The organism is Modestobacter lacusdianchii (assembly GCF_054177765.1).
This window is the reverse complement of record NZ_JBJJTJ010000032.1, coordinates 26464-38619: the sequence shown is the minus strand read 5'-3', so window position 1 is coordinate 38619 and position 12156 is coordinate 26464. Positions and strand designations below refer to the sequence as shown.

Genomic DNA, 12156 nt, shown 5'->3' with positions numbered 1-12156 from the left:
CCCGCCCGGCCGTGGTCACGGCCGGGCGGGCCCGTTCGCTGCGGTGGGTCAGCCCTGGCGGGCGGCCAGCCGCGGGAAGGCGGCGGCGCCGGCGTACCGCGCGGCGTCGTCCAGCTCCTCCTCGATCCGGAGCAGCTGGTTGTACTTGGCCACGCGCTCGCTGCGGGCCGGGGCGCCGGTCTTGATCTGCCCGCAGTCGGTGGCGACGGCGAGGTCGGCGATCGTGGTGTCCTCGGTCTCGCCGGAGCGGTGGCTCATCATCGACCGGTAGCCGTTGCGGTGCGCCAGGTTGACCGCGTCGAGGGTCTCGGTCAGCGTGCCGATCTGGTTGACCTTGACCAGCAGGGCGTTGGCCGCGCCGCGGGCGATGCCGTCGGCGAGCCGGGCCGGGTTGGTGACGAACAGGTCGTCGCCGACGATCTGCACGCGGTCACCCAGCTGCTGCGTCATCGACACCCAGCCGTCCCAGTCCTCCTCGGACAGCGGGTCCTCGATGGAGACGATCGGGTAGGCCTCGACCAGGCCGGCGTAGTACTCGACCAGGTCCGCGGAGCTGAGGGTCTTGCCCTCGAACGCGTAGCCGGCGTCGCTGTGGAACTCGGTGGCGGCGACGTCCAGGGCGAAGGCGATGTCGGTGCCGACGGTGTAACCGGCGGCCTGCACGGCCTCGACGATCAGGTCCAGGGCGTCCCGGTTGCTGGGCAGCGACGGGGCGAACCCGCCCTCGTCGCCCAGCCCGGTGGCCAGGCCGCGCTTCTTCAGCACCGACTTGAGCGCGTGGTAGGTCTCCGTGCCGACCTGGAGCGCCTCGGCGAAGGAGGCCGCGCCGATCGGCGCGATCATGAACTCCTGGACGTCGACGTTGCTGTCGGCGTGGGCGCCACCGTTGAGGATGTTCATCATCGGCACCGGCAGCAGGTGCGCCGAGGGGCCGCCGACGTAGCGGAACAGCGGCAGGCCGGCGGACTCCGCGGCGGCCTTGGCCACCGCCAGGGAGACGCCGAGGACGGCGTTCGCGCCCAGGCGGGACTTGTCCGGCGTGCCGTCCAGGTCGATCAGCCGCTGGTCGACCAGGCGCTGCTCGGCGGCGTCGTACCCCACGAGCTCAGGGCCGATCACGTCCAGGACGCCGTCGACGGCCTGGGTCACGCCCTTGCCGCCGTAGCGGCTGCCGCCGTCCCGGAGCTCCACCGCCTCGAAGGCGCCGGTGGAGGCGCCGCTGGGCACGGCGGCCCGGGTGATCGTCCCGTCGTCGAGGGCGACCTCGACCTCCACGGTGGGGTTTCCGCGCGAGTCGAGGATCTCCCGCGCGCCTACTGCGTCGATGCTGGCCACGGGCTGCAGCCTAGCCAGCTCGTCCGACGCGGTGGCACCCCCGCGCCGAACACCCGGCGACCGGACGGTGCCCGGGACGGGGCTCGGCCAGCGCCCGCCTGGCACGACGGGCGACCGGAGCGCGCCTGGGACGATGACCGGTGATGACGCACCCGCCCACCCCGGCCCCGCGCCGGCACCGCCGCGCCGTCGGCCAGCTGCTGCTCGGTCTCGTCCCGGTCCTGCTGGTGGGTCTGGTCCTGCTCGGCACCCTGGCCCTGCGGCTGCCCGACCTGCAGGCGCCCCTGGCCGCGGCCCGGGAGACGACGACCGCCACGGTCACCGCCGCGGGCACCGCCCCGGACGGTCGCGGCCTGGACGTGGGGTTCACCGACGCCGCGGGCACCGAGCGCGCGGGCCGGATCGAGCTGGACCAGCCGCTCGACGTGCCGGTGGGCGCCGAGCTCACGGTGCGCTACGACCCCGACCGGCCGGCCGGCGGCACCGTGCCGGTGTTCACCGACGGGGACGCCGCGCACGCCGCGATCGGCGACGTCGTCTTCGGGCTGTTCGCCGTCGCGCTGGTGCTGCTGGTGGTCGGCACGCTGACCCTCCTCCGGCTGCTCGGCCGTCCGCGGCTGCGCACCCGCCCGGTGACGACGGTGCCCGCCACCCACGTCGTCGTCCGGCAGGGCCTGCTGGTGCGCAGCTGCCTGGAGCTGGACACCTCGGCCGGCCGGCGGTGGCTGCCGGTGCACTGGGCGCCCGAGCTGGACCGCCTGGCGCCGGGCACTCCGGTGACCGTGCACGGCGACCCCGCCCGCGCCCGGCTGGTGCTGCCCGTCGTCGGCGGCACCGAGGTGTGGCCCTCCGGGCGGCTGCGCAGCCGGGAGCCGCGCGGGGAGGTGCAGCAGGCGCCGGTCGACCCGGAGGCCGTCGAGGTGGGGCTGGGGCGGCAGGCCCGCGCCGACGGCGTGCTGCCGTTCCTGGCACCCGTGCTCGGGCTGCTGTGGGCCTACGTCGACGGCAGCGGGCCGCGCGGCTTCGTGGTGGCCACCGCACTGGCCGCCGCGGTGCTGTTCTGGGTGCCGCAGTGGCTGGGGTCGGACCCGCGGGCCACCCGGTCCGCCTGACGCGTCAGGCGGTCTGCTCGGCCTCCGCGTCGCTGCGGGCGCGGGCGGCCAGCTCCTCCTCGCTGGGCCCGGTGAAGGCCCGGGACCGCTCGCGGGCCTCCTCGCTGCCGGTGAACAGCCCGGCCTGCGGCCCGGCCGGTCGGGCGTCGCCGTCCACGGCGCCCGACCGACGGCGCGGCGCGACGACGTCGGGCCCGGCGGTGCCCTCGTTGCGCACCTTCGGCAGCCCGGTGGGGTGGGTGCGCTGCAGCCAGACCACCAGCCCCTCCCGGACGTGGCAGCGCAGGTCGAACAGCGTCGGCCCGTCCTTGGCGCTGACCAGCACGCGGACCCGGACGAGCGCGCCGACCGCGTCGGTCACCTGCAGGACCTTGACCCGCCGGTCCCACAGGTCGTTGCCGTCCAGCAGCCGGTCGAGCTCGCCGCGCATCTCGTCGAAGGGCACGGTCCAGTCGACGTCCATCTCCACCGAGCCGAGGACGGCGGACTCCTTGCGGGTCCAGTTCTGGAACGGCGTGGTGGTGAAGTAGGTGGAGGGCAGCACCAGCCGCCGGTCGTCCCAGACGTGCACGACGACGTAGGTGAGGGTGATCTCCTCGATCCGGCCCCACTCGTCCTCGATGACCACCACGTCGTCGACCCGGATCGCGTCGGTGAACGCCAGCTGCAGGCCGGCGAAGACGTTGGCCAGCGAGGTCTGGGCGGCCAGGCCGGCCACCACGGACAGCACGCCGGCGCTGGCCAGGATGCTCGTGCCGGCCGCGCGGGCGGAGGGGAAGGTCAGCAGCATCCCGGCGATCGCCAGCACGGCGATCACCGCCACGGTCAGCCGGCGGATCAGCGAGACCTGGGTGCGCACCCGGCGGGCGTGCCGGTTGTCGGCCACGTCGACGTCGTAGCGGGCCAGCGCGAGGTCCTCGACGACGAAGGCGGCGACGGCGACCAACCAGGCCACGGCGGCGATCAGCAGCAGCCCGAGCACCCGGACGACGACCTCCCGCCACTCCCCCACGCCGGGGGCGGCGTCCAGCACCACGGTGACCGCCAGCAGCACCAGGAACAGCCGGAGCGGTCGGCGGCCGCGCCGGGACAGGTCGGCGACGGCGGCGGAGCGGCCGGCGAAGCGGGAGACGACCAGGCCGATCGCGACGGCGACCAGCCAGGCCACCAGCGCGGCGCCGGCGACCACCAGCAGCAGCGCCCAGGTGCTGTCGGGCAGCACCCCGGAGACCACGTCGTCGGCGGCGGACAGCACGTCAGGGTGCGCAGGCACGCGGGGCAGCTCCTCCCAGCGGGGACGGTGGACGACCGGGCACCTCCTCGGCCGGTCCCCGACCACGCTAGGGGCCGGTGCCGTGCCGGGCAGGCCGATCGGCCGTGCGATGACCCACAGCCCCGGGCGGGTCAGCCGCCGGTGCGGGCGTGCGCGGCGGCGTCCAGTTCGTCGGCGTACCGGCGGACGGCGGTGCGCAGCGCGTCCTCGGCGTCCCAGCCCCGGCGGCGGGCGGCGACGACCAGACCGAGCAGCAGCTGCCCGAGCTCGTCGGCGTCCCGGGCGGCGAGCTCGCCGGCCGGTGGGGTGGGCAGCCCGGCCCGCTCGGCGCGTCCGGCGAGCGCGGCGGCCCAGGACGTCGCCGGCTGCGACCGGGACACCCCCTCGGTCGGCGAGCGCCGTTGCTTCTCGGTCCTCTTGACCTCGTCCCAGCCGCGCTCCACCGCCGCGACGTCGCGGGGGCCGGCGTCGGCGAAGACGTGCGGGTGCCGGCGCACGAGCTTCTCGACCAGGTCACCGGCGACGTCGTCGACGTCGAAGCCCGGCTGCCCCTCGGCGGCGACCCGCGCGTGGAAGGCGACCTGCAGCAGCACGTCGCCCAGCTCCTCGCGCATCGCCACCGGGTCCTCGTCGACGATCGCGTCGTAGGCCTCGTGTGCCTCCTCCAGCAGGTACCCGCGCAGCGAGGCGTGGGTCTGCTCGGCGTCCCAGGGGCAGCCACCGGGCGAGCGCAGCCGGTCCATCACGGTGACGACGTCCAGCAGCCGGGCACCGGGCGGCTCGGGGGCGCCGGCGACCCGGGGCAGCTCCGGCCAGCCGGCCGCCTCCTCGGGGGTGGCCAGCAGGACGGCGCCCGGCGCGGTCACCGCCCCGGGGTCGGGGACGTCGGTCACCGCCACGCCCTCCGCCCGCAGCGCAGCCGCGGTGGCCGCGGCCCCCGGAACGGCGCAGACGGCGGGCGCGGCGGTGACCGCACGCCAGCCGGCCGGGGCGAGCAGACCGGGCAGGCGGGGGCTGACGGTGACGACGAGCGCGACGGGCACCCGCTCAGTCTCCGGCAGACGCGCCGCCGGCGTCGGCCAGCAGCTGCACGACCCCGCCGTCCGCGGGCACGACCCGCCCCTCGGTCAGCTCGCCGTAGCGCGGGTTCACCACCACGTCCAGGTCGTCCCGGACGGCGGCCACCAGCTGCAGGCCCACCGCGTCGGCCTCGGCCAGGGCCTGTTCCGCCAGCTGGTCGCGCACCTCGTCGAACGTCGGCTGGACCACCGCGCGCACGAACCCGACCACCACCCCGCCGGCCTGGGGCACCGCCAGGGTGAAGCCCTGGCCGGGAGCGGTGCCGGCGATCTCGGCGGCGAGCAGCTCGGGCAGGTCGGCCGGTGACCGGGGCTCGACCTGCGGCAGCGTGTTCGGCCCCGCGTACTGCGCGGCGACCGCGGGGTAGGCGGCCGGGTCGGCGGTGAGCTGGGCCAGCGCCGCGTCGGCGGCGGCCTGGTCGGGCACCGTCACCAGGCCGAGCTCGACCTGGCCCAGGCCCTCCCGCACCTGCTCGTAGCGTGCCCGCAGGCCCTCCTCCGACAGGTCGGCCTCCCCGGCCGCCGCCGCGAGACGCTGCCGGATCAGCTGCTGGCGCACGTTCTCCACCACGTCGGCCTCGCTGGCGCCCTGCTGCTGGGCGACCTGCGTGAACACCGCGGTCGGGTCGCTGCCGTCCAGCAGCTGCGCGATCCGGTCCCGCACGTCGGCGTCGGTCACCTGCACGCCGTTGCGCCGGGCAGCGGCGGCGTGCACCGCCTCGGTCACCTGCAGGGAGAGGACCTGCCGGGTGAACGCCGCCTCGTCCTCCCCGACGAAGGCGGCGATGTCGGGGTCGGCGAGCCGGCTGGCGACCGCGTCGTCCAGCTCCGCGACGCTCACCTGGGTCTCGCCCACGTAGGCGGCCACGGACGGCGCCGTGCGGCAGCCGGCCAGGCCGCCCAGCCCGGCGACACCGACGAGCAGGACGGCGAGCACTCTGCGGCGCGACACCGCGGCAGCGTGCCACAACGGTGTGACCTGCGTCGCCCCTCGGCCCTCGGGAGGCGACTCCCCGGCCCTCAGGAGGCGACTCCCCCGGCCCTCAGGAGGCGACTCCCCGGCCCTCAGGAGGCGACGGCTACCGGCTGCGCGAGCACGGCGGACAGCAGCGCGTGCAGCTTCTCCAGCAGCGCGACGTCGCGCAGCGGGGTGCGCCGGTCCGGCCCGACCGGCACCTTGATCGACACGGTGCGGACCGCCTCCTTGTAGGTGGCGCCCTCGGCGAGCCGGGACAGCTTCATCACCTGGCTCTCCCGCAGCTCGACCGGGCCGACCCGGACGTTGCGGCCCTGCATCGACACCTCGGTGACGCCCAGCGCCCGCATCGCCGCCCGGAAGCGGGCGACGGCCAGCAGGTTGAGCACCGGGGCCGGCGCGGCGCCGTAGCGGTCGGTGAGCTCGTCGAGCACGGCCTGGGCCTGGTCGTCGTCCTGCACGCTCGCGACCTTCCGGTAGGCCTCCATCCGCAACCGCTCGCCGGGGACGTAGTCGTGCGGCAGGTGCGCGTCGACCGGCAGGTCGACCCGGACCTCGGCCGGCTCCACGGCCGGCGACTCACCGGTCGCCTGGGCGCGGTAGTCGCTGACCGCCTCGCCGACCAGCCGGACGTAGAGGTCGAAGCCGACCCCGGCGATGTGCCCGGACTGCTCGCCGCCCAGCAGGTTGCCCGAGCCGCGGATCTCCAGGTCCTTCATCGCCACCGCCATGCCCGCGCCGAGGTCGGTGTTGTGCGCGATGGTGGTCAGCCGGTCGACCGAGGTCTCGGTCAGCGGCCGCGAGGGGTCGTAGGTGAAGTAGGCGTAGGCCCGTTCCCGGCCACGGCCGACCCGGCCGCGGATCTGGTGCAGCTGGGAGAGGCCGAAGGTGTCGGCCCGGTCGACGATCAGGGTGTTGGCGTTGGGGATGTCCAGCCCGGACTCGACGATCGTGGTCGCGATCAGGACGTCGTACTCCTTCTCCCAGAAGCCGACCATGATCTTCTCGAGCTCGTGCTCCTTCATCTGCCCGTGGCCGACCGCCACCCGGGCCTCGGGCACCAGGGCGCGGATCTTCGCCGCGGCCTTGTCGATCGACTGCACCCGGTTGTGGATCACGAACACCTGGCCGTCGCGGAGCAGCTCGCGGCGGATCGCCGCGGCCATCTGCTTGTCGTCCCACGCACCGACGTAGGTGAGCACCGGGTGCCGCTCCTCGGGCGGGGTGAGGATCGTCGACATCTCCCGGATGCCGGTCAGCGACATCTCCAGGGTGCGCGGGATCGGCGTCGCGGACATCGACAGCACGTCGACCGCCGTCCGCATCGTCTTCAGGTACTCCTTGTGCTCGACGCCGAAGCGCTGCTCCTCGTCGACGATGACCAGCCCCAGCTCCTTGAACCGGGTGGTCGGCTGCAGCAGCCGGTGGGTGCCGACCAGGACGTCGATCTCGCCGTCGGCCAGCTTGCGCAGCGTCTCGTTGGACTCCGCCGTCGACTGGAACCGGGACAGCACCGCGACCGTCACCGGGAACTGGGCGAACCGCTCGGCGAAGGTCTTGTAGTGCTGGTTGGCCAGCAGCGTCGTCGGCACCAGGACGGCGACCTGCTTGCCGTCCTGCACCGCCTTGAACGCCGCGCGCACCGCGATCTCGGTCTTGCCGTAGCCGACGTCGCCGCAGATGATCCGGTCCATCGGGACCGGGTTCATCATGTCCGCCTTGACCTCGTCGATCGCGGCGAGCTGGTCGGGGGTCTCCTGGAACGGGAAGGCGTCCTCGAGCTCTCGCTGCCAGACGGTGTCCGGGCCGAAGGCGTGGCCCTTGGTGGCCATCCGCGCCGAGTAGAGACGGATCAGCTCGGCGGCGATCTGCTTGACCGCCTTGCGCGCCTGGTTCTTGGTCTTGGTCCAGTCGGCGCCGCCCAGCTTGGACAGCGCCGGTGCCTCGCCGCCGACGTAGCGGGTGAGCTGGTCGAGGGAGTCGGTGGGCACGAACAACCGGTCCGGCGGCTGGTTCCGCTTGCCCGGCGCGTACTCGACGATCAGGTAGTCGCGCTGCCCACCGTGCACGGTGCGGCTGACCATCTCCACGTACCGGCCGATGCCGTGCTGCTCGTGTACGACGAGGTCGCCGGGCTGCAGCTGCACCAGGTCGACGGCGTTGCGCCGGCGGGCGGGCATCTTCTGCGCGTCGCGCATGCTGGTGCCGCGCTGGCCGGTGAGGTCGTGTTCGGTGACCAGCGCGATGCCGACCCCGGGGAAGGCGAAGCCGGCGTCCAGGTTGCCCTGGGTGACCAGCGGGGCCCCTGTCTCCGGGGCGGACTCGATGCCGGGCACCAGGCGGGCGCCGAGGTCGGCCTCGGTGAGCTGGTCGGCGGCGCGCTGTGCGGGACCGGGGCCGGCGAACGTGAGCACCGTGCGCCACCCCTCGCGGCCCCACGCCCGGAACTGGTCGAACGCCTGCTGCTGGTCGCCGTGGAACCGTTCGACGCCGACCGCGTCCAGCGCGACGTGCTCGTCGTCGTCCTCCACGGCGAGGGTGAACGCCCCCGTCGTCCACCAGGGGAGGCCGCGGGCGCGGGCAGCAGCCTCGACGTCGGCCAGGTCGCGAAAGGACGACGCCCCGAGATCGATCGGCGCCTGGCCAGCCTCGGCGGCGGTCTGCCAGGAGGCGGCGAGGAACTCCTCCGCCGTGCGCACCAGGTCCGCGGCGCGGCTGCGCACCCGCTCGGGGTCGCAGACCAGCACGTGCGTGCCCGAGGCGACCAGGTCGGTCAGCAGCTGCATCTGGTGCCCGCCGATGAGCGCAGGGATCAGCGACTCCATGCCCTCCACGGCGATGCCCTCGGCGAGCTTGCCGGCCACCTCGGCCAGCTCCGGGTGGTCGACCGCGAGCTGCGCGGCCCGGGCCCGGACGTCGTCGGTGAGCAGCAGCTCCCGGCACGGCGGCGCCCAGAGCCGGTCGGGCCGCTCGTCGAGCGAGCGCTGGTCGGCCGCGGAGAAGTACCGCAGCTCGTCGACCTCGTCGCCCCAGAACTCGACCCGTACCGGGTGCGGCTCGGTCGGCGGGAAGACGTCGAGCAGGCCACCGCGGACGGCGAACTCCCCGCGCTTCTCGACCAGCTCGACCCGGGTGTACGCGGCGTCGGACAGCGCCTTGGCCACGTCGTCCAGCTCGGCGCTCTGCCCTGGCGCCAGCTCGACCGGCACCAGGTCGCCGAGACCGGGAGCCAGCGGCTGCAGCACACTGCGCACCGGGGCGACCAGCACGTCGACCGCGCCGTTCTCACCGGGGTGGGTCAGGTCGCGCAGCACGGCCAGCCGGCGGCCGACGGTGTCCGCGCGCGGGCTGAGCCGTTCGTGCGGCAACGTCTCCCAGGCGGGGAAGACCTCCACCCGCTTGTCGGGGACGAAGCAGCGCAGCACCGCGGCCAGCGCGTCGGCGTCCCGCTCCCCCGCCGTCACCACCAGCACCGGCACCCCGGCACCCGGGGCGGACGCCGCGAGCGCCGCAGCGACCAGCGGCTGGACCGACGGCGGCGCGGTGACCGCCAGCTCGGCGGTGCCCGCCCGCTGCACCACCGAGGCCACGCCGGCGTCGGTCAAGACGACGTCGAGCACGCCGCGCAAGCTCACGGAGGTCACTCCTGGTTCCTGGTGGCCGCACCTGGTCCGCCAGCGAGCGGAGTGCACGCCGGATGCGCGCGGGGGCCGGTTTCCCAGATTAGACCGATCCCGCTCGTCGCAAAGCCGGGCCGCCCTGCGCCTCGAGAGCAGGGACAGCTCCCCGGTTGGGTGATCCGCCGACTCGTTGGGGTGACTGCATCACGCTGAGTGGCATCCAGCACGACGGCTCGTACGACGATGAGCTGGATGACCGGGAGAACCCTGCACACAGGGCAGCACCGCTCGACCGCGTCCCCCCGTCGCAGGTCGTCCTCGGCTGTGCTCCGTGCGCTCCCGTGGGTGGCACTGAGCCTGGTCGGGGTGATGCTCTCGGTCGGCGTGCCGACCGGCCGAGGGGCGGAACCCACCGGCGAGAGCGCGGGACCGAGCACTCCGCTGCCCGGAGCGATGACGCCGACCCCCTCACCATCGACGCGACCCGCACCCGTTCCCGAGTGGACGCCCCTGATCGACCAGGACTTCGACGAGCCGGCGGCCCTGGGTGAGTTCGCCGACGTCTACCCGGGCTGGGCCTCGTACGACGGGTGGTACGACACCGAGGGACCCGGACTGTACGACAGCAGCCGGGTCGTCACGGTCAGCGACGGCATCCTGAACGAGCACCTGCACACCGAGGACGGCGAGGCTCTTGTCGTCTCCATCACGCCCGTGCCACACGTGCAGACCTACGGCCGGTACGAGGTCCGTTTCCGAGCGGACGAGATGCCGTCCTACAAGATCGCCTGGTTGCTGTGGCCCGCGGACGACGACTGGTCCAAGGGGGAGATCGACTTCCCGGAGGCTGGGCTCGGTGCCGGTGACGTGATCGAGGGGTTCTCGCACTACACCGGGCGCCGAGAGGGATTTCCCGGCTTCCAGATCACCACCGACCAAGACGTGCACAGCTGGCACACGGCTGTGATCGAGTGGCGCCCGGACTCACTGACCTGGATCCTCGACGGCGTCTCCTACCGCACGACTGACATCGGAGCGATCCCCAACGTCCCGATGTACTGGTCCATGCAGACGGAAGCCGATGATCCGGCCCCGTGGACGTCGGGGAACGTCCAGATCGACTACGTCCGAGCGTGGGCCTACACCGGCCCGGGCGCTGTGGGCTGACTCGTCCGCAACCACCACGGAAGGCGACTCAACTGCGCAGGTGCACGACGTTCTGCGCGGCTTCCAGGCCACGCTCCAGGAGCAGCTCGGTGGCGTCGGCTGCCTCGGCGAGGAACAGGTCGAGGGTCTTCCGCTCGGTGGCCGAGAAGTCCTTCAGGACGAAGTCGGCCGGGTCCTGGCGACCGGGCGGACGACCGATCCCGGCCCGCACCCGCAGGTAGTCCTTGGTGCCGGTGGACCGGGAGATCGACCGCAGGCCGTTGTGGCCGCCCTCTCCCCCGCCGCGCTTGAGCCGCACCGCCTCGAAGGGGATGTCCAGCTCGTCGTGCACCACGACCAGGTCGGTGGCCGGCAGGTGGTGGTAGTCGAGCAGCCCGCGCACCGGACCGCCGGACTCGTTCATGTAGGTGAGCGGCTGCGCGAGCACCACGCGGCGGCCGGCGAGCCGGCCCTCCCCGGACAGCGCCCGGGCCCGGGGGCCCTTGCCGGTCGACAGCTTCACCCCGGCCCGCCGGGCGAGTTCGGCCAGCACCATGGCGCCGACGTTGTGCCGGTTGCCGGCGTAGCCGGGGCCCGGGTTGCCCAGCCCGACGACCAGGAACGGCCCCTCGGACACCGGCAGCGGGGCAGCGTCAGGAGACGCCGCAGGGGCGCCGGCGGTGCCGGCGCCCCTGCGGGTCGTGCTCTCGTTCAGTGTCGACGCCGGGATCAGGCGTCGTTGGACTTCTCGGCGGAGTCCATCGACTCGCCGCTGCCCTGGTCCTGCGGCTCGGGGACGACGTCGCCGTCGGAGTCGGACTCGTCGCGCTCGATGCCGGCCTCGGCCTCGGCCTCCTCCAGCTCGGCCTCGAGCTCGGCGGCGGTCGGGGCGCCCAGGAAGCCGATGACCAGCGCCTCCGGGTCGGTGATCAGGGTGGCCCCGGCCGGGAGCGGCAGCTCGCCGGCGGTGACGCCGTTGCCGGCGGTACGGCCGGTGATGTCGACCTCGATCGACTCGGGCAGGTTCGTGGCGTCGGCCTCGAGGGAGACGGTGTTCAGCTGGTGGTTGCTGATCGTGTCCGGCGCCGGGTCGCCGACGATGACCACGGGGACGTCGACGGTGACCTTCTCGCCGCGACGGACGACCACCAGGTCGACGTGCTCGTGCACCCGGGTCAGCGGGTCGCGCTGCACGGCCTTGATCAGCACCAGCTGGTCCTTGCCGTCCAGCGTGATCGTGATCAGCGCGTTGGTGCCGCCGTTGCGCAGCACCGCGGCGAACTCGAGGGCCGGCACGGACAGGTGGACGACGTCCTGGCCGTGTCCGTACATGACAGCGGGGACGCGCCCGGCCCGGCGGGTGCGGCGGGCGCTGCCCTTGCCGAACTCGGTGCGGGGCTCGGCGACGAGGCGGAAGTCGGCCACGGTGGTGTGCTCCTCAACAGGTGGATCGGGTCTGTGTGCTCAGCGCACGAGCGCGGCACACCCCTGGAGGCACACGCACGTCGATCACGGAGTCGGAGAACCGCTCCCTCGCCGGGCAACTCGGTAGAGGCTACACGCAGGCCGGTGGAGAAGCGGACGACAGGGCGCCCCACCCATGGAGCGACCGGGC

9 protein-coding genes are annotated in these 12156 nt (G+C 74.1%); 2 read left to right on the top strand and 7 right to left on the bottom strand.

Annotation, left to right across the window (positions count from 1 at the left end):
- Positions 1 to 48: 48 nt before the first annotated feature.
- A complete protein-coding gene (gene eno, locus ACJTNH_RS18030; protein ID WP_458178147.1) occupies positions 49 to 1335 on the bottom strand; it encodes a phosphopyruvate hydratase in 1287 nt (428 codons plus the stop codon).
- Between the two features lie 143 nt (positions 1336 to 1478).
- On the opposite strand from eno, the gene ACJTNH_RS18025 reads away from it, so the two are divergent.
- On the top strand, positions 1479 to 2447 hold the full coding sequence (locus tag ACJTNH_RS18025; RefSeq protein WP_458178145.1) for a hypothetical protein: 969 nt from the start codon (positions 1479 to 1481) through the stop codon (positions 2445 to 2447).
- A gap of 4 nt (positions 2448 to 2451) precedes the next feature.
- Here ACJTNH_RS18025 and ACJTNH_RS18020 read toward each other — a convergent pair whose 3' ends face one another.
- The 4 genes from ACJTNH_RS18020 to mfd form a co-directional block, all read right to left on the bottom strand.
- Entirely contained in the window at positions 2452 to 3720 is a 1269-nt protein-coding gene (locus ACJTNH_RS18020) for a mechanosensitive ion channel family protein (RefSeq protein ID WP_458178143.1), read from the bottom strand.
- 131 nt (positions 3721 to 3851) lie between these two features.
- Positions 3852 to 4763, bottom strand: a complete 912-nt coding sequence (locus ACJTNH_RS18015; protein WP_458178133.1) for a MazG family protein — start codon at positions 4761 to 4763, stop codon at positions 3852 to 3854.
- Positions 4764 to 4767: 4 nt separating this feature from the next.
- On the bottom strand, positions 4768 to 5751 hold the full coding sequence (locus tag ACJTNH_RS18010; protein WP_458178131.1) for a SurA N-terminal domain-containing protein: 984 nt from the start codon (positions 5749 to 5751) through the stop codon (positions 4768 to 4770).
- A gap of 113 nt (positions 5752 to 5864) precedes the next feature.
- Positions 5865 to 9419, bottom strand: coding sequence for a transcription-repair coupling factor (gene mfd, locus ACJTNH_RS18005; protein WP_458178129.1), 3555 nt, complete (start codon positions 9417 to 9419; stop codon positions 5865 to 5867).
- 345 nt (positions 9420 to 9764) lie between these two features.
- Here mfd and ACJTNH_RS18000 point away from each other — a divergent pair, with 345 nt between their 5' ends.
- Positions 9765 to 10562, top strand: a complete 798-nt coding sequence (locus tag ACJTNH_RS18000; RefSeq protein ID WP_458178151.1) for a glycoside hydrolase family 16 protein — start codon at positions 9765 to 9767, stop codon at positions 10560 to 10562.
- Positions 10563 to 10590: 28 nt separating this feature from the next.
- Here the strand turns inward: ACJTNH_RS18000 and pth are convergent, their stop codons facing one another.
- Positions 10591 to 11178 (bottom strand): aminoacyl-tRNA hydrolase, encoded by a 588-nt coding sequence (gene pth / locus ACJTNH_RS17995; protein ID WP_458178127.1) that lies wholly within the window; start codon positions 11176 to 11178, stop codon positions 10591 to 10593.
- Positions 11179 to 11270: 92 nt separating this feature from the next.
- A complete protein-coding gene (locus tag ACJTNH_RS17990; protein WP_458178125.1) occupies positions 11271 to 11966 on the bottom strand; it encodes a 50S ribosomal protein L25/general stress protein Ctc in 696 nt (231 codons plus the stop codon).
- Positions 11967 to 12156: the final 190 nt, after the last annotated feature.

Coding starts and splice junctions, on each gene's coding strand:
- ACJTNH_RS18025 (WP_458178145.1), top strand. CDS start 1,479: ATGACGCACCCGCCCACCCCGGCCCCGCGCCGGCACCGCCGCGCCGTC.
- ACJTNH_RS18000 (WP_458178151.1), top strand. CDS start 9,765: ATGCTCTCGGTCGGCGTGCCGACCGGCCGAGGGGCGGAACCCACCGGC.